General features: G+C 73.4%; 16 protein-coding genes. 12 read left to right on the top strand and 4 right to left on the bottom strand.

Going from position 1 to position 25,597, the window contains the following annotated elements; all coding sequences use genetic code 11:
- Positions 1 to 241: 241 nt before the first annotated feature.
- Complete coding sequence (locus tag OG568_RS36240) at positions 242 to 1,198, top strand: rhomboid family intramembrane serine protease (RefSeq protein WP_329534588.1); 957 nt, start codon at positions 242 to 244, stop codon at positions 1,196 to 1,198.
- 20 nt (positions 1,199 to 1,218) lie between these two features.
- Positions 1,219 to 2,052, top strand: a complete 834-nt coding sequence (locus OG568_RS36235) for a chitosanase (protein ID WP_329534587.1) — start codon at positions 1,219 to 1,221, stop codon at positions 2,050 to 2,052.
- An 18-nt stretch (positions 2,053 to 2,070) separates the two neighbouring features.
- Here OG568_RS36235 and OG568_RS36230 read toward each other — a convergent pair whose 3' ends face one another.
- Complete coding sequence (locus OG568_RS36230; RefSeq protein WP_266581951.1) at positions 2,071 to 2,802, bottom strand: ABC transporter ATP-binding protein; 732 nt, start codon at positions 2,800 to 2,802, stop codon at positions 2,071 to 2,073.
- Positions 2,803 to 2,905: 103 nt separating this feature from the next.
- Between OG568_RS36230 and OG568_RS36225 the strand changes: the two genes are divergently transcribed.
- Genes OG568_RS36225 through OG568_RS36215 form a run of 3 tightly spaced genes read left to right on the top strand, consistent with a single transcriptional unit; the run spans position 2,906 to position 10,117 of the window.
- Positions 2,906 to 6,346, top strand: coding sequence for an FtsX-like permease family protein (locus OG568_RS36225; RefSeq protein WP_329534586.1), 3,441 nt, complete (start codon positions 2,906 to 2,908; stop codon positions 6,344 to 6,346).
- A gap of 1 nt (position 6,347) precedes the next feature.
- Entirely contained in the window at positions 6,348 to 9,128 is a 2,781-nt protein-coding gene (locus OG568_RS36220) for an ABC transporter permease (RefSeq protein WP_329534585.1), read from the top strand.
- A complete protein-coding gene (locus tag OG568_RS36215; RefSeq protein WP_329534584.1) occupies positions 9,125 to 10,117 on the top strand; it encodes an ABC transporter ATP-binding protein in 993 nt (330 codons plus the stop codon). Before OG568_RS36220 ends, OG568_RS36215 begins: the two co-directional genes overlap by 4 nt.
- 174 nt (positions 10,118 to 10,291) lie before the next feature.
- On the opposite strand, the gene OG568_RS36210 is transcribed toward OG568_RS36215, so the two are convergent.
- The 3 genes from OG568_RS36210 to OG568_RS36200 all read right to left on the bottom strand — a co-directional run bounded on the left by OG568_RS36210 (position 10,292) and on the right by OG568_RS36200 (position 17,433).
- Entirely contained in the window at positions 10,292 to 11,752 is a 1,461-nt protein-coding gene (locus tag OG568_RS36210) for a glutamate synthase subunit beta (protein ID WP_329534583.1), read from the bottom strand.
- A complete protein-coding gene (gltB, locus tag OG568_RS36205) occupies positions 11,745 to 16,337 on the bottom strand; it encodes a glutamate synthase large subunit (RefSeq protein WP_329534582.1) in 4,593 nt (1,530 codons plus the stop codon). The genes OG568_RS36210 and gltB overlap by 8 nt, the downstream gene beginning before the upstream one ends.
- 364 nt (positions 16,338 to 16,701) lie before the next feature.
- Entirely contained in the window at positions 16,702 to 17,433 is a 732-nt protein-coding gene (locus OG568_RS36200; RefSeq protein ID WP_329534581.1) for a VIT1/CCC1 transporter family protein, read from the bottom strand.
- 249 nt (positions 17,434 to 17,682) lie between these two features.
- Between OG568_RS36200 and OG568_RS36195 the strand changes: the two genes are divergently transcribed.
- The 7 genes from OG568_RS36195 to OG568_RS36165 are packed head-to-tail and all read left to right on the top strand — an operon-like array spanning position 17,683 to position 25,592.
- Positions 17,683 to 18,783 (top strand): ADP-ribosylglycohydrolase family protein, encoded by a 1,101-nt coding sequence (locus tag OG568_RS36195; RefSeq protein ID WP_329534580.1) that lies wholly within the window; start codon positions 17,683 to 17,685, stop codon positions 18,781 to 18,783.
- Positions 18,780 to 20,075: an ADP-ribosylglycohydrolase family protein gene (locus OG568_RS36190; protein WP_329534579.1), complete on the top strand. Its 1,296-nt coding sequence runs from the start codon at positions 18,780 to 18,782 to the stop codon at positions 20,073 to 20,075. Before OG568_RS36195 ends, OG568_RS36190 begins: the two co-directional genes overlap by 4 nt.
- Before the next feature lie 7 nt (positions 20,076 to 20,082).
- Entirely contained in the window at positions 20,083 to 21,255 is a 1,173-nt protein-coding gene (locus OG568_RS36185) for an ADP-ribosylglycohydrolase family protein (protein WP_329534578.1), read from the top strand.
- Positions 21,243 to 22,634 carry an ADP-ribosylglycohydrolase family protein gene (locus tag OG568_RS36180; RefSeq protein WP_329534577.1) on the top strand — a complete coding sequence of 464 codons (1,392 nt, stop codon included), beginning with the start codon at positions 21,243 to 21,245 and terminating at the stop codon, positions 22,632 to 22,634. Before OG568_RS36185 ends, OG568_RS36180 begins: the two co-directional genes overlap by 13 nt.
- Complete coding sequence (rbsK, locus tag OG568_RS36175; RefSeq protein WP_329534576.1) at positions 22,631 to 23,542, top strand: ribokinase; 912 nt, start codon at positions 22,631 to 22,633, stop codon at positions 23,540 to 23,542. The genes OG568_RS36180 and rbsK overlap by 4 nt, the downstream gene beginning before the upstream one ends.
- The gene (locus tag OG568_RS36170; RefSeq protein ID WP_329534575.1) at positions 23,539 to 24,759 is read left to right on the top strand and encodes a CaiB/BaiF CoA transferase family protein; all 1,221 of its coding nucleotides are present in this window, start codon (positions 23,539 to 23,541) and stop codon (positions 24,757 to 24,759) included. Before rbsK ends, OG568_RS36170 begins: the two co-directional genes overlap by 4 nt.
- Positions 24,756 to 25,592, top strand: coding sequence for an HpcH/HpaI aldolase/citrate lyase family protein (locus OG568_RS36165; RefSeq protein ID WP_329534574.1), 837 nt, complete (start codon positions 24,756 to 24,758; stop codon positions 25,590 to 25,592). Before OG568_RS36170 ends, OG568_RS36165 begins: the two co-directional genes overlap by 4 nt.
- Positions 25,593 to 25,597 lie beyond the last annotated feature (5 nt).

Here is a 25,597-nt window from a genome sequence, read left to right as displayed (position 1 = left end):
CACAGAGGTCACCCATTCGACACAAGAACTTCCGTTCCCTCCCGAAAGAGCCCCCCACGCACCATCACAGCCAGACCGCTGACACACACTCCCGCTCACCAGAGCGCACTCAAACCCAGCCCAGAGGGAGCAGTTCACAACCCCTGCCGTCCCACCCCCACATGGGCGTTCGCTATTTTGTTCGCCGCCGCCCCCATCGGCTCATCGTCCCCTTGATCTCCGTACCCGCGAGGAGCCGGTCGTGGAATCCGAGTCCCCCGAATCCAGCAGACCCACCGAACCCACCGAACCCACCGTCACCACCTGCTATCGCCATCCCAAGGTGGAGTCCCATGTGCGCTGCACCCGGTGCGACCGCTACATCTGCCCGGACTGCATGCGCGAGGCGGCCGTCGGTCACCAGTGCGTGGAGTGCGTGAAGGAGGGCTCCCGGACGATCCGGCAGGCCCGCACGGCGTTCGGCGGCCGGATCTCGACCGTGCCCCTGGTGACGTACGTCCTGATCGCGCTCAACGTGCTGGCGTACGTGGGCGAGGTGGTGCGTCCGGCGATCGTGGACCGGTTCGAGATGCTGGGCGCGGGGCTGGCGGGGCCCGACGGCGGGCACTACGTCTGGCAGGCCCACTACCCCTACGACTTCCACCCGGAGGGCGTGGTCGACGGGGAGTGGTACCGGATGCTGACCGGCGCGTTCCTGCATCTGCCGCCCACCGAGGGCACGTTCGGGATTCTGCACATCGTGATGAACATGGTCTCGCTGTGGAACCTGGGCCGGGTGGTGGAGGCCCAGCTCGGCCGGATCCGCTTCGTCACGCTCTACCTGCTCTCGGCGCTCGGCGGCTCGGTCCTCGTGCTGGTGATCGCGCCGGACACACCCACGCTCGGGGCGTCGGGCGCCATCTTCGGGCTGGGTGCCGCGTACTACGTCATGGCCCGCCGGCTGGGCGCCGACATGAACGCCGTCAACCGTTTCATCGCGGGCCTGCTGCTGTGGCTGCTCATCTCGGCGGGACTCACCTCCTGGCAGGGCCACCTCGGCGGACTCCTGGCGGGCGGCGTGGTCACCCTCGCCTACGCGTACGCGCCCCGGGACCGTCGCCGGACGCTCGTCCAAGCGGCCGCGTGCGCGGTGCTGTTGGCCATCCTCGTGATCACGGCCGTCGGAAAGGTGTCCGAGCTGACGGGCGGAGCGACCTGAGCGCTCCCTAGGCTGAGCCCATGAAACGTGCCCGGCTCCTCCTGCTCGCGGTCCTCCCCCTGGTCGCGGCGGCGGTCTACTTCCTCGCCCCGGGACTCACGGACGCGAGCGGAGCCGCCGGTCGGGACGCCGAGCGGCCGGCGGGCGCGGGCCTCGCCGCCCCGGACAAGAAGGAGCTGGCGCAGAAGCTCGTGGCGAGCGCGGAGAACTCCACGCTCGACTGGCGCGGCGCGTACGCCTACGTCGAGGACATCGGCGACGGCCAGGGCTACACGGCGGGCCTCATCGGCTTCTGCACCGGCACCCACGATCTGCTCGTCCTGGTCGAGCGCTACACGAAGGACCACCCGGGCAACGGCCTCGCCCGCTACCTCCCCGCCCTGCGCAAGGTCGACGGGACGGACTCGCACAAGGGCCTCGACCCGGGCTTCGCGGCGGCCTGGCGCAAGGAGGCCTCGGTGGCCGCCTTCCGTGAAGCTCAGGACGCCGAGCGGGACCGCGTCTACTTCGACCCCGCGGTGCGCCGCGCCAAGCTCGACGGCCTCGGCACACTGGGCCAGTTCATCTACTACGACGCCATGGTCATGCACGGTCCCGGCACCGGCGCGGGCGGCTTCTACGACCTGCGCACCCGTGCCATGGCCCAGGCCGACACCCCCGCCGAGGGCGGCTCGGAGAAGGCCTACCTCGACATCTTCCTCGACATCCGCCGCGCGGCCATGAAGGCCGAGAGCGCCCACCGCGACACGACCCGCATCGACACGGCCCAGCGGAAGTTCCTGTACGACGGGAACCTGGACCTGCGCACACCGCTGGAGTGGAAGGTGTACGGGGAGACGTACAAGGTGCCCTAGGTGTATTGCCCTGCGCCGTCAGTGCTCGACGACCTCGCCGTCGCTCAGCTCCAGTACCCGGTCGGCCAGGCCCAGCAGTTGGGGGTCGTGTGTGGCGACCAGGGCCGTGACGCCCTCACTGGCGACCACCGCCCGCAGCAGTTCCATCACCGCCAGGCCGGTCTGGGCGTCCAGCTGTCCGGTCGGCTCGTCGGCGAGCAACAGGGCCGGGTGGTTGGCGAGGGCGCGGGCGATGGACACCCGCTGCTGCTGTCCGCCGGACAGCTCCGCCGGGCGCTGGGCCTTGTGGTCGGCGAGCCCCACCAGGGCGAGCAGCAGGGCCACACGCTCGTCACGTTCGCGCGGGTCGGCTCTGCGCAGCCGCAGCGGCACTCCCACGTTCTCGGCCGCGGTGAGGATGGGGATCAGCCCGAAGGACTGGAAGATGTAGCCGACGCGGTCGCGGCGCAGTTCGAGCAGCTCGTTCTCGCCGAGTGCGGACAGGTCGGTGCCGTCGATGACGACGCGTCCGCGGTCCGGACGGTCCAGGCCGCCGATGAGATGGAGCAGTGTCGTCTTGCCGGAGCCCGACCGGCCCTTGAGGGCGACCAGTTCACCGCGCCGCAGCTCGAAGGAGGCGCCGCGCAGCGCGTGCACGGCCACGGCGCCCGTGCCGTACGAGTGGTGCAGGTTCTCCACCCGCACCATCGGCTCGTCGGCGGGTTCGCCCACGAGGGCGGCACCGGATCGCGTGCTGGTGTTCTCCGTCATCGACGCACCCCCTGGTCATGGCCCTCACCTGCCCCAAATCGGGAGCCCCATGATATTCATATCGGGTTGGCGAGGGGTGGCTCGGCAATCGGGTGGGGGACGAGTGACGGGCTTCTTGTTGCTGCGCGTTCAGGCGCACCGGCTGCTTCTCGGCGCTGCCCTGCTCGCGGTGCTGCTGACCACCTCGGTGCTCGCCGCCCTCGCCGCGTTCTCCGCCTCGGTCGGCGACGCGGCACTCCGGCAGAACCTGAGCGGCCCGGCCGCGACCTCCGCCTCCCTCGTCATCAGCGCCGATGTGCCCCGAGGCCGCGAGGAGGCGGCCCAGGACGCGGCGGTCCGCGGCGCGCGCCGGACCTTCGCCGGGCTTCCGGTGACCGTACGCACGCTGCGCGGCTCGGGGCCGTACGCGCTGCCCCGCTCCCTCCAGAGCGCCGATGCCCGCGCGGGGCAACCGGACCTCACCCACTTCGCCGCCCTCGACCGGTCGCGGATCAGGCTGGTCTCGGGCACGCTGCCCGGTCCGGCCCCCGCGGCGCGCACCGCTCCCGTGCCCGTCGCGCTGCCCGAAGTCGCCGCCGACCGGCTGAAGGTGCGGCCCGGAGCGCGGATCGCCCTCACCGACCGGCTGGGCGGCGCACCCCTGACGGTCCGGGTCACCGGCGTGTACCGGGCCGCCGACAGCGCGGATCCGTACTGGCAGCTGGACACCCTCGGCGGTCACGGGGTGCGCACCGTCGACTTCACCACCTACGGCCCGCTGCTCGCCGACCCGTCCGTGCTCGCCTCCCGCACCTCCTCGGGCACCACCGGGTGGGTGGCGACGGCCGACTACCGGAGCCTGACCACCGACGGCATCGACGCGCTGCGCGAGGCCTCGGCGCGCGAGCCCGAAGCACTGGGCAAGAACCCGGCGTTCGGAGCGGGAGCGACCGTGCGGACGGCGCTGCCCGCCGTGCTCGACCGGACCGGGCGTGCGCTGCTCGTGTCCCGGTCCACGCTGATGATCGTCTCCGTCCAGCTGGTGCTGCTCGCCGGGTACGCGCTGCTGCTGGTGGCCCGGCTGCTCGACACCGAGCGGGCGGGCGAGACCGATCTCCTGAAGGCGCGGGGTGCCTCACGCCGCCGGATCGTGGGCCTCGCCGCGCTGGAGGCGCTGCTGCTGGCGCTGCCGACGGCGGTGGCCGCCGCGCTGTTGTCCGGCCCGCTGGTGCGGCTGCTCGCCCGGTGGTCGTCCCTCGACCGGACCGGGGTGCGGCTCGGGGACGCTCCGGTGCTCCAGGTGTGGCTGGTCGCGGCCGGGGTCGCGCTGTGCTGCGCGGCGGCGGTCGTGGCGCCCGCGCTGGCCGCGACGGCGGGTGCGCCGCCGCGGCTGCGGCGGGTGCGGGCCGCGGCGGGCGCGGCGTCCGTGCGCGCCGGCGCCGATGTGGGGCTGCTGCTGATCGCGGCGGTGGCGTACTGGCAGCTCGACCGGCAGACCGGCTCGTCCGGTGGCGGCGCGCTCAGCCGTGACCGGGCGGGCGGTCTGGGCATCGATCCGCTGCTGGTCGCGGCGCCCGCGCTGGCGCTGCTGGCCGGCACGGTGCTGACGCTGCGACTGCTGCCGCTGGGGGCGCGGCTCGCGGAGCGGCGTGCCGCGGGCGGGCGGGGTCTTCCCGCGGCGCTGGCGGGCTGGCAGTTCAGCCGGCGTCCGCTGCGTGGGGCGGGACCGGTGCTGCTGCTGGTCCTCGCCGTGACGACCGGGATGCTGGCGATCGGGCAGAGCGCGTCGTGGCAGCGGTCGCAGGGCGACCAGGCGGACTTCGGGACGGGTGCTTCCGTACGGGTCCTGGACGGCAGGCCGGGCAGCCCGGGCCAGACCGGTCTGTACGCCGCGCTGCCCGGGGTACGGGATGCCGCTCCCGCCTATCGCGCCACCACGGACCTCTCCGGCGGCCGTAGGGCGACGGTGCTCGCTCTGGACACGGCGCACGCCGGGGAGGGGATGCTGATGCGCGGCGATCTCGCCGACGAGCCGGTGGAGCGGCTGCTGGGGGATCTCGCGCCACGGGAGAAGGCGGCCGGGCCCTCGGTGTCGTTGCCCGAAGGCACCCGGCGGCTCACGCTCGACCTGCGGCTCACCGACGAGACGGCGACAACGGACAAGGGGACGAAGGCGGGCGAAGGGGCGAAGGCGGGGCGTTCGCCTTCCGGGCTCGCGCCGCTGGTCACCGTCGTCGTGGAGGACGGATACGGCATCGCGTACCGGCTGAGCGCCGGGAACCTGCCCGTCGACGGCCGACTCCACCGGGTCGCCCTCGACCTGGACGTGTCGGCGTCGGGCGCCCGTGCCGCGCCGGCCGGGCCGCTGCGGCTGACCGGGCTGCAGCTCGACGGCACCGTTCCCGCCGACAGGCCCGAACAGCACCGGTTCACCGTCGAACGGATGCTGTCCACGGGCCCCGACGGGGCCGCCCGCGCGGTCGCGGTGCCCGCCGGGGTGCGCTGGCAGGGCAGCAGGACCGAGACGGCGGACGCAGCGGCGTACCCGTCGACGGCCCTGCGTCCGGCCGCGTCGCCGACGGCGCCGCTGACGGTCTCGTACGGGACGGGCGACGCGCCCGGGAGCGACGAGTGGGCCTCCGGTCCGCCGGAGTTCACCGTCCGTCTCGACGCCGCGCGGGCCACGCCCCCGGCACGGATCGCGGCCGTCGCCACCCGCGGCTTTCTGCGCGCGGCCGGAACCGAGCCGGGCGAGAGCGTCGACGTGACGCTGGACGGGGAGCGACTGCGGGTGACGATCGTGCGGTCGGTGAGCGAGCTGCCGACGACCGGAACGGGCACGGCCTGGGCCGGGCCCACCACGGACGCGGCGGCGGACGGAGGCGCGGCGGGAGCGGCGGACGACGGCGGGGCTGGAGCGACGGACGGGGGCGCGCTGTTGCTGGATCTGCGCGCCGTGAACGCCGTGTTCGCGCAGCGCGCACGCGCTCCGCTCGCACCCGCCGAATGGTGGCTGAGCACCGCCCCCGGCGGGGCCGCGAAGGTCGCGGCGGCGCTGCGGGCCCGCCCCGACATCGAGCCGGACCAGGTGCTCGTCCGGGACGAGGCCGCGGACCGGCTGCTGGGCGACCCGCTCGGCGCCGGGCCGCGCGCGGCGCTGCTGGCGGTGGCGGTGGCCGCGGCGGCGCTCGCCGCGGGCGGCTTCGCGGTGGGCACCGCCGGTTCCCGGCGTGAGCGGTCCGCGGAGTTCGCTGTGCTGCGGGCCCTGGGCGCGGGCCGCCGGGAACTGGCCCGGCTGGTCGCCGTGGAGCAGGGCCTGCTGATCGGGGCCGGTCTGCTCGCCGGTCTCGGCCTCGGCACCGTCCTGACCCGGGCCGTCGTCCCGCTGATCGTGCTGACGCCGGAAGCCGCACGGCCGGTGCCCGGCGTCCTGGTCGAACTCCCCGTGTCCCAGGTGGCCCTGCTCCTCGTGGGCGTCGCGGCCCTGCCCCTGCTGATCAGCGCCGCGACGGCCGTCCGGCGCGCCGACCCGGCGGTCGCGCTCCGACACCAGGGGGAGAGCTGAGATGACCTGGTGGAGGCAGCGCACGGAACGCGGTGTGGCGCCCTGGGTGCGTACGCGCCTGCGGACCGCCCCCGGGACGGCGGTCGCGTTCGGAGTGCTCGTGCTGGTCACGGCGTTCCTCGCGGCGGCGCTACCGCGGGCCCTGGACGCGTACGAGACGAAAGGGCTGCGGCAGGAGATCGCGAGCGCGCCCCCGGCCGCCACCTCGGTGGAACTGAGCGCACCGCAGCCGGGGCTGGAGATCGCGCAGTCCACCCGGGAGAAGGCGGTGCGGCCCCCGGCACTCGCGGCCGTCCGGCGCGCGGCGCTGGCCGGGCTGCCCGCACCGCTGCGGGCGGACACCACGGAGTCGGCCTATGGGGTGCGGACCTCCAAGAGCCTCACCGGGCTGAACTCCTGGCTGCCGGTCATCGACGCGCCGCCCCATTTCACGCTGGCCGCGCAGTCGGACCTCGCCGCCCACTCCACCGTGCGCGGCGGACGGCTGCCCACCGCCGCCGGGAAGGTGACGGCGGACACCAGGAAGATCGAGGCCGCCGTGACCGAGGCGACCGCCCGGACGCTGCGGCTGCGGGTCGGTTCCGTCATCGATGTGGACGGCTTCGGGGGCGCGCCGCTGGCCGTGCGGATCACCGGGATCGTGGAACCCCGGCGGCCGCAGGGCGGTTACTGGTCCGCGCAGCCGGTCCTGCGTACCCCGGGCGTGGCCGCGGACCCCTCCTCCCGCCCGCCGCAGTTCTACTGGGAGGCGGGCCTGCTGCTGGCGCCCGGCGCCGCCCCGGTGCTGCTCGGCAGCCAGGGGCAGCCGGAGCTGTACTGGCGGTTCGCCCCCGCCACCGGACGGCTCACCGCTAGGGACGTCCCGGCGCTCGTCGCGCGGATCGCCTCCCTTGAAGGCGGGCCCGAGCTGCTGCGGATGCGCGAGGCCGCCGGGAGCACCGCGGCCGTCAGCACCGACCTGGAGACGGTCGTCGGCTCCTACACGACGACCCGTGCGGCGATCACACCCGTCGTGGCGGTCGGCACGTTCGGGATCGGCGCGGTCGCCGCCGTCGTCCTGGTCATGGCCGGCGGGCTGATCGCCGTCCGCCGCGCCGCCGAACTCGCCCTGCTGCGCGCGCGGGGCGGCTCGCTGCGCGGGATCGCCGGACGGCTCCTCGCCGAGACCGCGGTCGTGGCGGTCCCCGCGGCCGGCGCCGGTCTGCTGCTCGCCGTGCTGACGGTGGACGAGGCCCGGCTGGGGCCCGCCGTGCTCGGCGCGTCCGCCGTCGCGCTCCTCGCCTGCGCGGTGCTGCCGGTGCGGGCGGTCGTGGCGCACCGCAGGCCGCGGGCGAACGCGGAGCGCGACGATCTCGCCCAGGCCAGGCCCGGCAGGCGCCGCACGGTCGCCGAACTCACCGTGCTGGTGCTGGCCGTCGGCTCGGTCGTGGCGCTGCGGCGGCGCGGCGCGTCCAGCACGGGCGACTTCCTGGTGAGCGCGGCTCCGGTCCTGGTCGGGCTGATCGCGGCACTGGTGCTCGTACGGCTGTATCCACTGCCCCTGCGGTGGGCGGCCCGCCCGGCCGCGCGAGGGCGTGGGGTCGTCGGTTTTCTGTCGCTGGCGCGCGCGGGCCGCTCCTCGACGGTGGGCGTCGCGCTGCCGCTGCTGGCGTTGTTGTTGGCCCTGACGACGGCGGCGTTCGGAGGTTCCGTGCTCGCGGGCGTGTCCGACGCCCGGGACCGCGCCGCGCTGCTGGCGACCGGCGCGGACGCGCGGATCGCGGGGCCGGGCGAGGCGACGGAGCTTCCGGCGGGAGTGGAAGGGGCGGTACGGAAGGTCGCGGGCGTACGGGAGGTGACGGCCGTGCGGACCGAGCACACGGCGGAGCTCGCGTCCGGCGGGGCAGGGGGGAAGGACGGCCTGACGCTGATCGGGGTCGAGCCGGAGTCGTACGCCCGGCTGGCCCGGCAGACGGGCCTCGGGGCCTTCCCCGCGGATGTGTTGAAGCCGAAGGGGACCAAGGGTGCGGGGACGGGGCGTGTGCTGGACGCCGTCGCCTCCCCCGGCCTCGCGGAGCGCCTGGGCCGCGCACCGCGTCGGATCACGTCCCCCGCCGGTGAGGTCACGGTCCGGATCGCCGCCGTACGCTCCCGTACCCCCGCCGCCCCCGGCGCCGACTTCCTGCTGGTCGACGCCGCGGGCCTCGAGCGATCCGATCCGACGACGCTGCTGGCGACCGGTGCCACGCTCGACGGACCGGCGCTGCGGGCGGCCGTGCGCGGCGCCGGGAAGGGCCTGACCGTGACGGTGCGCGCCGAGGAACGGGCGGCGCTCTCCGATGCGCCGTTGCAGGCGGGCGCCGAGCGGATCTACACCGCGGCCGCCCTGGCCGGTGCGGGGTACGCCGTGCTCGCCCTGCTGCTCTCCCTGCTGCAGACCGCGCCGGAGCGGGCCGCGCTGCTGGCCCGGCTGCACACCATGGGCCTCACGCCCCGCCAGGGCCGTCGGCTGCTCAGTCTGGACGCGCTGCCCCAGGCGCTGCTCGCGGCCTCGGGCGGAATGCTCGCCGGCTGGGCCACCGTCCGGCTGCTCGCTCCCGGTATCGACCTGGAGCGTCTCGCGCTGGCCGCCGCGGCGGGCCGGGCGCCGGTGGTCGGGGCGTCGCTGCGTACCGACGTGTGGTCGCTGGTCCTGCCCGCGGCGGGCACCGTGCTGCTGGCCTGGGCGGTGGCCGTCGCGCAGGCCTGGTGGGCGGGGCGCCGTACGTCGATCACCGAACTCAGGACAGGAGGCATGCGATGAGCCGTACCACGACCTCGCGGACGAGCCTGGCGGAGCTGGAGCAACGGGCGGCGGCGCGCCGCGACCGGCCCGCGTACGGGCGGGACGCCCTGATCGCCTGCGACCGGCTGGTCCGTATCTTCTCCGGCCGGGGGGCCGACGGCGGCTCCGCCGGGGTGGAGGTACAGGCACTCCAGGGGCTCGATCTGCTGGTCCAGGAGGGCGAGTTGACGGCCCTGGTCGGCGCCTCCGGCAGCGGCAAGTCGACCCTGATGAACATCCTCGCCGGCCTCGACGTGCCCACGGCGGGCGCCGCGCGGGTCGCGGGCCGCGATCTGCTCACGATGAACGCGAAGGACCGGCTGCGCTACCGCCGCGAGGTGGTCGGTTTCGTCTGGCAGCAGACGGCACGCAATCTCCTCCCCTATCTGACGGCAGCTCAGAACGTGGCGCTGCCCATGCAGTTGACGGGCGGCCGGGGCCGCGGGAAGCGACGGGCCGAGCGGGCGCGGGAGCTGCTCGCGATGCTCGGCGTCGCCGACTGCCGCGACCGCCGGCCTCAGCAGATGTCCGGCGGGCAGCAGCAGCGCGTCGCGATCGCCGTGGCCCTCGCCAACTCGCCGTCCGTGCTGCTCGCCGACGAGCCGACCGGCGAGCTGGACTCGGCTACCGGCGCGGAGGTGTTCGCGGCGTTCCGCCGGGCCAACGAGGAGCTGGGCACGACGATCGTGATCGTCACGCACGACCAGGCGGTCGCGGGGGAGGTCCGCCGCGCGGTCGCGATCCGTGACGGCCGGACCTCGACGGAGGTGCTGCGCCGCACGGAGGTCGACGCGGAGGGCCAGGAGGCCCTGGTGGCACGGGAGTTCGCGACGCTGGACCGGGCCGGCCGGCTCCAGCTGCCCGCCGAGTACACCGCGGCCCTCGGCATGGAGGACCGGGTGATGCTGGAACTGGAGCAGGACCACATCGGGGTGTGGCCGGACGACACCGGCCGCCCGGCCGACTGAGACCGCTACCCACGACACCCCGCCGCCCGGCCGGCTGAGACCGCCACCCACAACACCCTGTCGCCGGCCGACTGAGGACGCACCACGGCGCCCACCACCGTCCGGTCGGGGACAAGGCAGGCGCCGCGTTCAGTTCCGTACGCCGTTGTACGGGACGTTTGTTGGGGTGGAGCGTCAGACCATCAGCGAGCGGTCCGTCGGGCGGATCGGGGCCGGCAGGTCGCTGGCACCGGTCAGGAAGCGGTCGACCCCGCGGGCGGCCGAGCGGCCCTCCGCGATGGCCCACACGATCAACGACTGGCCTCGGCCGGCGTCACCGGCGACGTACACGCCGGGCACGTTCGTCGCGAAGTCGGCGTCGCGGGCGATGTTGCCGCGCGCGTCGAGCTCCAGGCCGAACTGGGAGACCACGCCGTTCTCGACGTCGGTGCCGGTGAAGCCCATGGCCAGCGTCACCAGCTGGGCGGCGATCTTGCGCTCCGTGCCCGACTTCTGGTTCAGCTTGCCGTCGACGAACTCGACCTCGGTGAGGTGCAGCCACTGGACGTTGCCGTCCTCGTCGCCCTCGAAGTGGGTGGTGGAGACCGAGTAGACGCGGTCGCCGCCCTCCTCGTGCGCGGAGGTGACCTTGTAGAGCATCGGGAACGTCGGCCAGGGCTGGCCCGGGTGCCGCTCCTCGCCGGGCTGCGGCATGATCTCCAGCTGCGTGACCGAGGCCGCGCCCTGGCGGTGGGCGGTGCCCACGCAGTCCGCGCCCGTGTCGCCGCCGCCGATGACCACGACGTGCTTGCCCTCGGCCGTGATCGGGGGCGCCACGTAGTCGCCCTCCTGCACCTTGTTGGCCAGCGGCAGGTACTCCATGGCCTGGTGGATGCCCTTGAGCTCGCGGCCGGGGACCGGGAGGTCACGCGCGGTCGTCGCACCGGCGGCGATGACCACGGCGTCGTACCGCTTGCGCAGGTCCGTCGCCTTGAGGTCGCGGCCGATCTCGATGCCGGTGCGGAAGCGGGTGCCCTCCGCGCGCATCTGCTCGATGCGGCGGTTGATGTGCCGCTTCTCCATCTTGAACTCGGGGATGCCGTAGCGCAGCAGGCCGCCGACGCGGTCGGCGCGCTCGTACACGGCGACCGTGTGGCCGGCCCGGGTGAGCTGCTGGGCGGCGGCCAGGCCCGCCGGGCCCGAGCCGATGACGGCGACGGTCTTGCCCGACAGGCGCTCGGGGATCTGCGGGGCGACGTCGCCCGTGTCCCACGCCTTGTCGATGATCGAGACCTCGACGTTCTTGATGGTCACGGCGGGCTGGTTGATGCCCAGCACGCACGCCGACTCGCAGGGAGCGGGGCACAGGCGGCCCGTGAACTCCGGGAAGTTGTTCGTGGCGTGCAGACGCTCGGACGCGGCCTGCCAGTCCTCGCGGTAGGCGTAGTCGTTCCACTCGGGGATCAGGTTCCCCAGCGGACAGCCGTTGTGGCAGAACGGGATCCCGCAGTCCATGCAACGGCTGGCCTGCTTGGAGATGATCGGGAGCAGCGAGCCCGGAACGTAGACCTCGTTCCAGTCCTTGACGCGCTCCGCGACGGGACGGGTCCTGGCGACCTCGCGGCCGTGGTTCAGAAAGCCCTTGGGATCAGCCATTGGTCGCCGCCTCCATCATCTTCTCGGTGATCTCGGACTCGGGGAGTCCGGCTCGCTCGGCGGCGTCCTTGGCGGCGAGCACTGCCTTGTACGTGCTGGGGATGATCTTGCTGAAGCGGTCCACCGCCGTGTCCCACTCCGCCAGGAGCTTCTCGGCGACGGTCGAGCCGGTCTCCTCCTGGTGGCGGCGCACCACGTCGTGCAGCCACTGCTTGTCGGTGTCGTCGAGCTCCTCGACGGCGCCCACGTTGCCGGCGTTGACGTTGTCGCGGTTCAGGTCGACGACGTACGCGACGCCGCCGGACATACCGGCCGCGAAGTTGCGGCCCGTCTCGCCGAGGACGACCGCGTGGCCGCCGGTCATGTACTCGCAGCCGTGGTCGCCCACGCCCTCGGAGACCACCGTCGCGCCGGAGTTGCGGACGCAGAAGCGCTCGCCGGTGCGGCCGCGCAGGAAGAGCTCGCCGCCCGTCGCGCCGTACGCGATGGTGTTGCCCGCGATGGTCGAGTACTCGGCGAGGTGGTCGGCGCCCCGGTCGGGACGGACGATCACCCGGCCGCCGGACAGGCCCTTGCCGACGTAGTCGTTGGCGTCGCCCTCCAGGCGCAGCGTGACACCGCGCGGCAGGAAGGCGCCGAAGGACTGGCCCGCGGAGCCGGTGAAGGTGATGTCGATGGTGTCGTCGGGCAGGCCCGCGCCACCGAACTTCTTCGTCACCTCGTGGCCGAGCATGGTGCCGACCGTGCGGTTGATGTTGCGGATCGCGACCTGGGCGCGCACCGGCTGGGCGTCGGCCTGGGTGTTCGCGGCCAGCGCGTCGGCGGCGAGCTTGATCAGCTCGTTGTCGAGCGCCTTCTGCAGGCCGTGGTCCTGCGCGACGACCTGGTGGCGCACCGCGCCCTCGGGCAGCTCGGGCACGTGGAAGAGCGGGGACAGGTCCAGGCCCTGCGCCTTCCAGTGGGTGATCGCCCGCTCCACGTCGAGGTTCTCGGCGTGGCCGACGGCCTCCTCGATGGTGCGGAAGCCCAGCTCGGCGAGGATCTCGCGGACCTCTTCGGCGATGAACTTGAAGAAGTTCACGACGTACTCGGCCTTGCCGGCGAAGCGCTCGCGCAGCACCGGGTTCTGGGTGGCGATGCCGACCGGGCAGGTGTCCAGGTGGCAGACGCGCATCATGACGCAGCCGGAGACGACGAGCGGCGCGGTCGCGAAACCGAACTCCTCGGCGCCGAGCAGCGCGGCGATGACGACGTCACGGCCGGTCTTCAGCTGGCCGTCGGTCTGTACGACGATACGGTCGCGCAGGCCGTTGAGCAGCAGCGTCTGCTGGGTCTCGGCGAGGCCGAGTTCCCAGGGGCCGCCCGCGTGCTTCAGAGAGGTCAGCGGGGAGGCGCCCGTACCGCCGTCGTGGCCGGAGATGAGCACCACGTCCGCGTGCGCCTTGGAGACACCCGCGGCGACCGTGCCGACACCGACCTCGGAGACCAGCTTCACGTGAATCCGCGCCTGCGGGTTCGCGTTCTTGAGGTCGTGGATCAGCTGGGCCAGGTCCTCGATGGAGTAGATGTCGTGGTGCGGGGGCGGAGAGATGAGGCCCACGCCGGGGGTGCTGTGCCGGGTCTTGGCGACCCAGGGGTAGACCTTGTGGCCGGGCAGCTGGCCGCCCTCGCCGGGCTTGGCGCCCTGCGCCATCTTGATCTGGATGTCGTCGGCGTTGACCAGGTACTCGGACGTCACGCCGAAGCGGCCGGAGGCGACCTGCTTGATCGACGAGCGGCGGGCCGGGTCGTAGAGCCGGTCCGCGTCCTCGCCGCCCTCACCGGTGTTGGACTTGCCGCCCAGCTGGTTCATGGCGATGGCGAGGGTCTCGTGCGCCTCCTTGGAGATGGAGCCGTACGACATGGCGCCGGTGGAGAAACGCTTGACGATCTCGCTCACCGGCTCGACCTCGTCGAGCGGGATCGGCTGCCGGTCGGACTTGAAGCCGAACAGGCCACGGAGCGTCATCAGGCGCTCGGACTGCTCGTTCACCCGGTCGGTGTACTTCTTGAAGATGTCGTAGCTGCCGGAGCGCGTCGAGTGCTGGAGGCGGAAGACCGTCTCCGGGTCGAACAGGTGCGGCTCGCCCTCGCGGCGCCACTGGTACTCGCCGCCTATGTCGAGGGCCCGGTGCGCCGGGGCGATGCCGGAGGCCGGGTAGGCCTTGGCGTGCCGCGCCGCGACCTCCTTGGCGATGACGTCGAGACCGGCGCCGCCGATCTTGGTAGCCGTGCCGTTGAAGTACTTCTCGACGAAGGCCTGGTCGAGGCCGACGGCCTCGAAGACCTGGGCGCCGCGGTAGGAGGCGACGGTCGAGATGCCCATCTTGGACATGACCTTGAGGACGCCCTTGCCGAGCGCGTAGATCAGGTTGCGGATGGCCTGCTCGGCCTCGATGCCGGTCAGGAAGGTACCGGCGCGGACCAGGTCCTCGACCGACTCCATCGCCAGGTACGGGTTGACCGCGGCGGCGCCGAAGCCGATGAGGAGGGCCACGTGGTGGACCTCGCGGACGTCGCCCGCCTCGACCAGCAGGCCCACCTGGGTGCGCTGCTTGGTGCGGATGAGGTGGTGGTGGACGGCCGCGGTGAGCAGCAGCGAGGGGATCGGCGCGTGCTCGGCGTCGGAGTGGCGGTCCGACAGGACGATCAGACGGGCGCCGTTGTCTATGGCGGCGTCGGCCTCCGCGCAGATCTCGTCGATCCGCGCGGCGAGGGAGTCGCCGCCACCGCTGACCCGGTAGAGACCGGACAGGGTCGCGGCCTTCATGCCCGGCATGTCGCCGTCGGCGTTGATGTGGATGAGCTTGGCCAGCTCGTCGTTGTCGATCACCGGGAAGGGCAGGGTGACGCTACGACAGGACGCGGCGGTCGGCTCCAGCAGGTTGCCCTGCGGGCCCAGGGAGGAGCGCAGCGAGGTGACGAGCTCCTCGCGGATCGCGTCCAGCGGCGGGTTGGTGACCTGCGCGAACAGCTGGGTGAAGTAGTCGAAGAGCAGACGCGGGCGCGCGGAGAGGGCCGCGATCGGCGAGTCCGTGCCCATGGAGCCCAGCGGCTCACCGCCGGTGTTGGCCATCGGCGCGAGGATGATGCGCAGCTCCTCCTCGGTGTAGCCGAAGGTCTGCTGGCGGCGGGTGACCGAGGCGTGGGTGTGCACGATGTGCTCGCGCTCGGGGAGGTCGGAGAGCTCGATCTCGCCGGCTTCCAGCCACTCCGCGTACGGCTTGTCGGCGACGAGGGCGGCCTTGATCTCGTCGTCCTCGATGATGCGGTGCTCGGCGGTGTCGACGAGGAACATCTTGCCGGGCTGCAGGCGGCCCTTGCGGACGACCTTCGCGGGGTCGATGTCGAGGACACCGACCTCGGAGCCGAGGACGACGAGGCCCTCGTCGGTGACCCAGTAGCGGCCGGGGCGCAGACCGTTGCGGTCGAGGACCGCGCCGACCTGGGTGCCGTCGGTGAAGGTGACACAGGCCGGGCCGTCCCAGGGCTCCATCATCGTGGAGTGGAACTGGTAGAAGGCGCGGCGGTTCGCGTCCATGGAGTCGTGGTTCTCCCACGCCTCCGGGATCATCATCAGCACGGAGTGCGGAAGCGAGCGGCCGCCGAGGTGGAGGAGTTCCAGGACCTCGTCGAAGGAGGCGGAGTCGGACGCGTCGGGCGTGCAGACCGGGAAGACGCGCTCCAGGCCCTTGTCCCCGAAGAGGTCGGAGACCAGCTGGGACTCGCGGGCCTTCATCCAGTTGCGGTTGCCCTTGACCGTGTTGATCTCGCCGTTGTGCGCGACGAAGCGGTACGGGTGGGCGAGCGGCCAGCTCGGGAAGGTGTTGGTGGAGAACCGGGAGTGCACGAGCGCGATCGCGGAGGCGAAGCGGCGGTCGGACAGGTCCGGGAAGAAGGGCTCGAGCTGGCCGGTGGTCAGCATGCCCTTGTAGACGATGGTGCGCGCGGAGAGCGACGGGAAGTACACGTCGGCCTCGCGCTCGGCGCGCTTGCGCAGCACGAACGCCTTGCGGTCCAGCTCGATGCCGGTCGAGACGCCGTCCGTGACGAAGATCTGGCGGAAGGCGGGCATCGTGGAGCGGGCGGTGGCGCCGAGCAGCTCGGGGGCGACCGGGACCTCGCGCCAGCCGAGGACGGTCAGGCCCTCTTCGACGGCGATCGTCTCGATGTGTGAGACAGCGTCCTCGGTGCCGTCCTTGGGCAGGAAGGCGATGCCGACCGCGTACGCGCCGGCCGCGGGCAGCTCGAATCCGGCCACCTCACGGAGGAACGCGTCGGGCACCTGGGACAGGATGCCCGCGCCGTCGCCCGAGTCGGGCTCGGCGCCGGTGGCACCCCGGTGCTCCAGGTTGCGCAGCACGGTGAGCGCCTGCTCGACCAGCGCGTAGCTCGCCTCACCGGTGAGGGTGGCCACGAAGCCGACGCCACAGGCGTCGTGCTCGTTGCGGGGGTCGTACATACCCTGCGCAGCAGGGCGAGCATCCATGAAGGACCAGTTCTGGCCATTCGTGGAGTGCTGGGACGGCTGGCGCGGCGAACGCATCGGCTCTCCCGTCGTCGTCGTGGCATATGCATGTGCCGAGGGACGACGTTGGCCCTCTGCTGGGGGTGCAAAATTTCGTGCAGGTTACATGATGGAATGGTTCTCGGGAACCGGATACTCCGTTCCAACATGCGGACACCGAGGGGTGGCGTGGGGGTACCGCGCACGACGGTGGAGTTAAGGGGACCTAAGCGGACAGATCAGTGTCCGTGGGTCCAAGGTACGGCGGGCAACGTCACCCACCGCACTGACGCGGCGCAGGCCTCATTGCCCGCAGCGCTTACGGCTCATTCCCAGTGGTTAAGCAATCGAAACCAGGGAGTAACGGCTACTTATGCAGTCCCTTGCATAAGTGCGCGAGACATCATCCTACGGCGGTACCGAACAGACTGCCCAGGGCGTACGTCACACCCGCCGCGGCACCGCCGAGCGCGAGCTGCCGGATTCCGCTGTACCACCAGGTTCGGGCCGTCACCCGGGCCACGATCGCACCGCACGCGAAGAGCCCGATCAGCGCGAGCAGCAGCGCGGGCCACAGGACGGTCGCGCCGAGCAGATACGGCAGTACGGGGAGCAGGGCGCCCAGGGCGAAGGAGCCGAAGCTCGACACGGCGGCGACGGCCGGGGAGGGCAGGTCGCCCGGGTCGATGCCGAGCTCCTCGCGGGCGTGTATCTCAAGAGCCTGCTCGGGGTCGCGCGAGAGCTGCTTGGCCACTTCCCGGGCGAGCGCGGAATCCACGCCACGCGACTCGTACAGCGCGGCGAGCTCACGCTCCTCGTCCTGCGGGTGCTTTCTCAACTCCCGGCGCTCGACGTCGAGTTCGGCCTCGACGAGTTCGCGCTGCGAGGCGACGGAGGTGTACTCGCCGGCGGCCATGGAGAAGGCGCCGGCGGCCAGGCCCGCGAGCCCGGTGATGACGATCGTCCGGTGGGAGACGGACCCGCCGGCGACGCCGGTCATCAGGGCGAGGTTGGACACGAGCCCGTCCATCGCGCCGAACACGGCCGGGCGCAGCCATCCGCCGGTCACGTCCCGGTGGGTGTGGTTGTCGCGGTGCGCCTCGTGCAGGGTCGCTTCGGTCTCGATGATGGACATACCGGTCCCCCAGGATCGTTCGTTTGGACTTTTTCTACTTTTTGACAACCACGAAAGTACGCCTGTAATTTCCCCTCCGCCAGCAAGGAAAGGCTGGGCTAACCTGCGGTTTTACCCTCACGCGCTCATCCGTGATGGATTATGCACAGATGTCGACCGGGTGAATGAGGAGCCGCGGACGGCTCTCCCCGCCCCCTCCCGTGGGACACATCCCCAAAGGGCTCTGCGCCCTGAGAGGAGAGGCACCGTATGGCTTCCATCGCCTGCATTCCCTCCGTCCCGGCGCCCGGGGACTCGGCCGCTCTGCGCGAGCGGGCCCGCGGCGCGCTGCTCGGCCTCGCCGTCGGAGACGCGCTGGGCGCGCCCGCCGAGAACATGAGGCCGTCGCAGATCCGCGCGAAGTGGGGACGGATCACGGGGTACGTCGCCGAACACCCGGCCGGGACGGACGACACGGAGTACGCGATCTTCTCGGGGCTGCTCCTCGCCCGGCACGGTTCGGCGCTCACCGTGACACATGTCGAGGCGGCCTGGCACCAGTGGATCGCCGACCGCGACGAGGGGCCGTTCCGGGGCGCGGGCTTCAGCGAGCGCGGCACCCTGGAGAACCTGCGCCGGGGCCTCGCGGCACCCATCTCGGCCCAGCACCGGCACGCCTGGAGCGACGGTCTGGCGATGCGCGCGGCGCCCTTCGGTGTCTTCGCGGCGGGCCGCCCGGCGGAGGCGGCCCGCCTGGTGGCGATCGACGGCTCGGTGAGCCACGACGGGGAGGGCATCTACGGCGGCCAGGCGGTCGCGGCGGGCGTCGCGGCGGCGATGGCGGGCGCGGCCACGATCTCGGTGGTCGCCTCCGCGCTCGCCGTGATCCCGGACGACTCCTGGACGGCCCGCTCCCTGCGCCGGGCGGTGGCCGTCGCCCACCGCGGGGAGCGGGCGGTGCGCTCGGCGGTCGTCATCGGCGGCTACCCCTGGACGGATCTGGCCCCGGAGGCCGTCGCCCTCGCCTTCGGCGCGTACGCCGCCGCCGACGGCGACTTCACCGAGTCCGTCCTCACCGCCGTCAACATGGGCCGCGACGCCGACACCACGGCCGCGGTGGCGGGCGCGCTGGCCGGGGCGACCCGGGGCGCCGCCGCGATCCCGGCGGACTGGGCGGCGGCCATCGGCCCGGCACGCGGCAGCTGTCTGCCCTCCATGGCTGGCCACCACGTGCTGGACGTGGCGGAGCTGCTGACACCGGGGGGCGACGGGAAGTGGGGGACGCGGAGCACGGCGCCGCCGCCACCCGACCCGTACGCCCTCACCAGCGACTACATCCTCGCCGCCGACGACGACGAGGTGCAGCCATGAGACCCGGCCTGGTCGGCGACGAACCGGGCGCGGGATCGGCCTCGGCACCGGAACCCGGGGGTTCGGTCTCGACGTCCGACCTCGGGGACCCACCCTCGGCACCGGACATCGGGGACCCACTCCCGACGGATGCGGACCTCCGTACGGAGCGGGGCGCCGCCGCCGTACCCGCCTCGCGCCCCCGTCGGATCGAGGGCCTCCTGCTCGGGCTCGCCGCGGGCGACGCCGCAGGCTGGCCCGCCGGCCGGCACCGCGCGGCCCGGATGCCCGAATGGACCCGGCGGCTGACCCGCGAGCTGGACACCTTCGCGGAGCAGAACGCGACGACCACCCTGCCCGTGCCCATCGCGCTGAACCAGCCGCCGGAACCCCTGCGGCTCGGTCCGTCGGACGACGCGGAATGGGCGGCGTTCGCGGCGGAGGCCGTGCTGCGCGCCGGGGACCGCAGCGCGCTCGGCGACCTGAGCCGGGAACGCCGGATGCGGGCGTCCATCGACCTGTCCTGGAACGCCGTCGCCAGCGAGGTCGCCGCGGCCGCCGAGCGCGCCCCCGAGGTCGAGTCCGCGCTGCTCCCCCTGCGCGCCCGGATCTCCGTACGGGCGGGCCTCGGCAACCTCGCCACCGGGCTGCGCCCGCCCGCCACCGGCCACGACAACCCGCACTACTTCGACGACGCGGCCTGCGTACGGGCCTGTGTGCTCGCCGTGGCGCACCCGGGCGACCCCCGACTCGCCGCCGAACTCGCCGAGTTCGACGCCCGCTACACCCAGGACGGCGACGGGGTGCACGGCGCCCGTGCGATGGCCGCGGCCCTCGCGCTCGCCCTCGCCGGGGCCGACGTCGACGCCTGCGCGGACGCCGCCCTCGCCGAGCTCCCCGAGTCCACGGAGATCGGCCGCAACGCCCGGCACGCACTACGGCTCGCCCGCGCCAGCGAGGACACCTTCGCCCTGGTCCCGCTCCTGGAACACCAGATCGTCGACCACGTCTACAGCTACGGCATCGCGGCGGCGGAAACCGTGCCGGTCGCCCTCGCCCTGGCCACCGCCGCACGCGGCAGGATCGCGGAGGCGGTACCCGCCGCCGCCTGTCTGTCCCGGGTCGCGGACTCCGCCCCGGCCCTCGCGGGCGCGCTCACCGGCGCGCTGGGCGGCGGCGCCGCGATCCCCGCCTCCTGGCGCGACGCCTGCCGCATCCTGTCCGGCTGCGCGCTGCCCCGGCTGACGGGCACGGACCTGATCGGACTCGCCGACCTCCTGGAAGCGACGGAACTGGCCACCCCAGAGGGATGATTCGGGCATGACGCCCAAAGGAGAAGGATCGGGAACCCTCGGCGAACGCATCACCGGAGCCCTCGTCGGAGCCGCCGTCGGCGACGCGCTCGGCGGCCCCGTCGAGGGCTACACCCCCGAGCAGATCGTCGAACGGCACGGCGGCCGGATCCACGGCATCGTCGGCCCCTGGAACGGCGACGCCTGGCGCACCGCCCGCCCCATCGCCCCGTACCACAAGGGCGACGGACACGTCACCGACGACACCCTGATGACCCACGCGCTGGTACGGGTGTACGCCACCGTCCGCGACCACCTCGACGCGTACGCCGTCGCCGAGCACCTGGTCCCCGACCTCATGACGGGCCCGCGCTGGATCCCGGAGCTGGAGGCCGAGGCCATCCCCCTCCAGCGCATCTTCCTCGCGGAGAAGTGGCTGGTGGCCCGCCTCCACTACGGCCATGTGGAACCCCGGGAGGCCGGTACCGGCAACATCGTCAACTGCGGCGCCGCGATGTACATGGCACCGGTCGGCCTGGTCAACGCGGCTGACCCGGCGGGCGCGTACGCCGAGGCGCTCGACATCGCGGGCGCCCACCAGTCGTCGTACGGGCGGGAGGCGGCGGGCGTCTTCGCGGCGGGGGTGGCGGCGGCGTGCGCGCCCGGGGCGAGCCCGGACTCGGTCGTCGCGGCCTGCCTGTCCCTGGCCAAGGACGGCACCCGGTCGGCCATCGAGGCGGTCTGCGAAGTCGCCGCCCGCCACACGGACTTCGAGTCGGCGCTGATCCCGCTCCGCGAGGCGGTGGCCCCCTACGACACGGTCGGCCCCGACTACCGCTCCCCCTCCCTCGCCGCCCGCCGCCCCTCCCGCCTCCACGCGATCGAGGAACTCCCCGTCGCGCTGGGCATGTTGGTGGTGTCCGGCGGCGACTACCGGCACGCGGTCCTCGGCTCGGTGAACTACGGTCGCGACTGCGACTCCATCGCCACCATGTCCGGCGCCCTCGCCGGCGCCCTCGGCCGCGAGGTCCCCCACGACTGGGCCAAGACGGTCGCCGAGGCCAGCCGCCTCGACCTGCACGCCCCGGCGGCCACCCTCACCGGGGTGACCCGGGAGATCTTCGCCCGTGACGTGAGCCGTCGCCGTGCCCACGAGTCGGCGTACGCCGAGCTGACGGGGATCCCGCCATGCTCCGACTGACCTGGGTCCAACCGGAGGACCTCCTCGGCCACGAACTCGCCCAAGCACACCAGGACGGCCGAGAACCGGGCGCGATCGCCGCCCGCTGGCACGCGGCGGGCGGCCCGGGGGCCCCACCGCGCGCAGGCGCGTCCGCGACCGCGGTCTCGCGGTACCTGCGGGCACTGGCGAGAGACCTCTTGGACGAACTGGCTGAACTGCCCAGCAAGTTGGCGGACGCGGAGCCGACGGAACTGGGGCGGATCAAGGCCCACTGCCCCGACTGGCCCGCCCGGTCCGTGCCCACCCCGGCCCCGGCCCCCGCCCCGGCCCGCCTGGAAGCCGCCTGGCTGGGCAGAGCGGTCGGCTGTCTCCTCGGCAAACCGGTGGAGAAGCTCCCCCTGGACGGCATCCGACAGCTGGCCCGGGCCACCGGAAACTGGCCCCTGCGCACCTGGTTCACCGCCCGGGGCGTACCCGACGACCTCCTGCGCGCCCACCCCTGGAACAGACGCTCCGCCCCCACCTCCCTCGCCGAGAACATCGACGGCATGCCCGAGGACGACGACCTCAACTACCCCCTGCTGAACCTCCTGTTGCTCCAGCGGTACGGCAGGGACTTCACGACCACCGACGTGGCCCGCCTCTGGCTGGACGAACTCCCCGCGGGCCGCACGTTCACCGCCGAACGCATCGCCTACCGCAACCTCCTCACCGGCATCGAACCCCCGCACACGGCCCACCACCGCAACCCCTTCCGCGAATGGATCGGCGCCCTGATCCGCGCCGACGTCCACGGCTGGACCAACCCGGGCGATCCGGCCGCCGCCGCGGAGGCCGCCCACCGGGACGCCACCCTCACCCACACCGCGAACGGCGTGTACGCCGCGATGTTCACGGCGGCCACCATCGCCGAGGCGGCCACCGGCCACGCCGACATCCACGCCTGCCTGCGCACCGGCCTCACCGTCGTACCCCCCGCCTCCCGCCTGGCCGGGGCGATCCACCACGCCGTCCACCTCGCCCGCACCACCGAGGACTTCGACACGGTCGTCGACGCACTGCACACCACCCACCGCGCCTACCACTGGGTCCACGCCCTCCCCAACACCGCCCTGATCGCCGCCGCCCTCACCCACGCGGACGGCGACTTCTCCGGCTCCGTCTGCCGCGCGGTGTCCGGCGGCTGGGACACCGACTCCAACGGCGCGACGGCGGGCAGCGTCGCGGGCCTGCTCACCGGCACCCCCACCGCGCTCCCCGACCACTGGACCACCCCCCTCAAGAACCGCCTCGCCAGCTCCGTCGCCGACTTCGACGGCATCGGCTTCGACACCCTCGCCCAGCTGACCCACCGGCTGACCCACCAGCTCACGCACCGGGAGACCCGTCACCCATGACCCATATCGCCGTGCTCGGCAGCACGAACATGGATCTCGTCGCGTACGTCGCCAAGGCCCCGCAGCGCGGAGAGACCGTGACAGGCCGGGAGTTCCGTACGATCCCCGGCGGCAAGGGCGCCAACCAGGCGGTGGCCGCGGCCCACGCGGGCGCCGACGTCTCGATGATCGGCGCGGTGGGCGCCGACGCCTTCGGCTCCCAGCTCCGTACGACCCTGGAGCACTCCGGCGTGGACACCGACCACCTGCGCACCACCGAGGGCCCGTCCGGCACCGCGCACATCGTCGTGGACGACGAGGGCGGCAACGAGATCGTCGTCATCCCCGGCGCCAACGGCACCGTCGACCACCTCGCCCCCGGCGACGAGGCGCTCATCACCAGCGCCGACGCCCTGCTGCTCCAGCTGGAGATCCCGCTGGCCGCCGTCCTCGCGGGCGCCGAGGCCGCGCGCCGCCACGGCGTCCGGACCATCCTGACCCCCTCCCCCGTACAGTCCCTGCCGCCCGAACTCCTCGCCTCCATCGACCTGTTGGTGCCCAACGAACACGAGGCCGCCGCGCTCACGGGCCTCACCGACCCCCGCGACGCGGCCACCGCCCTGCTCGACCAGGTACCCGAAGTCGTCGTCACACTGGGCGCGGCGGGCAGTCTGTACGCGTCCCGCGGCGCCGACCCTTTCACCGTGCCCGCGCCCCGGGTCACCGCCGTGGACTCGACCGGCGCGGGCGACACCTTCGTCGGCACCCTCGCGGTCGCGCTGGCGGAGGGCCGGCCGATGCGCGCCGCCCTCGCATGGGCGTCGACGGCGGCGTCCATGTCGGTGCAGCGCCCCGGCGCCTCGTCCTCGATGCCCTACCGCTCCGAGATCGACGCCCAGGCCGCCTCGAACACCCGGCACACCTCATGAACGGGCACACCGACCACGAGGCGGGGACGGATCGCGGCCCCCTCAGCGGGCTGCGCGTCCTCGACCTCGCCACCCTCTTCGCCGGGCCGCTCGCCGCCACCATGCTCGGCGACTTCGGCGCGGAGGTCGTCAAGGTCGAGCACCCGGCCAAGCCCGACCCGTCCCGGGGCCACGGCCCGTCGAAGGACGGCGTCGGCCTGTGGTGGAAGCTCCTCGGCCGCAACAAACGCACCATCACCCTCGACCTGTCCAGGCCCGGCGGCCGCGCCACCCTCCTGCGCCTCGCCGCCACCGCCGACGTGATCATCGAGAACTTCCGTCCCGGCACCCTGGAGAAGTGGGACCTGGGCTGGAAGGAACTGTCGGCCGCCAACCCCCGCCTCGTCCTCGCCCGTGTGACCGCCTTCGGCCAGTTCGGCCCGTACGCGCACCGCCCCGGCTTCGGCACGCTCGCCGAGGCGATGAGCGGCTTCGCGGCGATCACCGGCGAACCCGACTCCCCGCCGACCCTTCCGCCCTTCGGCCTGGCCGACTCGATCGCGGGCCTGGCGACGGCCTACGCCGTACTGGCCGCGCTCCGCGCCCGCGACACGTCGCACCGCGGCCAGATGATCGACATGGCGATCATCGAGCCGATCCTCACCGTGCTCGGCCCACAGCCGCTCTGGTACGACCAGTTGGGCCACGTCCAGCCCCGTACCGGCAACCGCTCCGCGAACAACGCGCCCCGCAACACCTACCGCACGGCGGACGGCTCCTGGGTAGCCGTCTCCACCTCCGCCCAGTCGATCGCCGAGCGGCTGATGCGGCTGGTGGGACGCCCGGAGCTGATCGAGGAACCGTGGTTCGCGACGGGCGCCGACCGGGCCCGCCACGCGGACGTCCTGGACGAGGCGGTGGGCACCTGGATCGCCCGCCACAGCCGCGCCGAGGTCCTGGACGCCTTCGAGAAGGCGGAGGCGGCGGTGGCCCCGATCCAGGACGTACGGGACGTGATGGAGGACCCGCAGTACGCGGCCCTGGACACGCTCACCACCGTCGCCGACCCCGAACTCGGCCCCCTGCGCATGCAGAACGTCCTCTTCCGGCTCTCCGCCACCCCCGGCGCGATCCGCTGGGCGGGCCGCCCCCACGGCGCCGACACGGACGCCGTCCTCACCGAACTCGGCCTGTCCGACACCGAGATCACCACCCTCAGGTCGGAAGGCGCCCTATGACGGTCCCGGCCCTCCCGCTCACCTGGCTCTACGCCCCCGGAGACCGCCCGGAGGTGGTGGCCAAGGCCCTCGTCTCCGGCGCGGACATCGTCCTGATCGACCTGGAGGACGCGGTCGCCCCGCATCGCAAGAAGTACGCCCGCGCCGCCACCGCCGAGTTGCTCTCGGACCCTCCCCCGGTCCCGGTCCATGTCCGCGTGAACGCACTGGACGGTCCCGTCGCCGAGGCCGACCTGAGCACGCTCGCCCCGCTCCCCGGCCTCTCCGGCCTCCGGCTGCCCAAGGTGACCTCCCCGGCCGATGTCGTCCGGGTCGCCGAACACGCCGCGCCCGCCGAGCAAGGCGCGACCCCCCTGTACGCCCTCCTGGAAACCGCCCTCGGCGTCGAACACGCCTTCACCATCGCCGCGGCCCACCCGGCGGTGCGCGGCATCGGGCTGGGGGAGGCGGACCTACGGGCCGACCTGGGCGTACGGGAGGACGCGGGCCTGGACTGGGCCCGCGCCCGGATCGTGGTCGCCGCCCGGGCCGCCGGCCTCGCGCCGCCCACGCAGTCGATCTACCCGGACATCCGGGACCTCGAAGGGCTGGCCGCCTCCTGCGCCCACGGGCGCACCCTGGGCTTCCTCGGCCGCGCGGCCATCCACCCCCGCCAGCTCCCGGTGATCGAACACGCCTATCTCCCGACCCCGGCCGAGGTCGAGACCGCCGAGCTCATCGTCAAGGCCGCCGCCACCGAGCCGGGCGCCCAGGCCCTGCCCGACGGCCGTTTCGTGGACGCGGCGGTCGTGGCGTGCGCCCGCCGCACGCTGGCGCTGGCCTGCCGGAAATGAGTGAA

Source organism: Streptomyces sp. NBC_01450, from assembly GCF_036227505.1.
Lineage (GTDB): Bacteria > Actinomycetota > Actinomycetes > Streptomycetales > Streptomycetaceae > Streptomyces.
The sequence above is the reverse complement of the archived record's forward strand: the minus strand, read 5'-3'. Positions and strand labels throughout refer to the sequence as shown.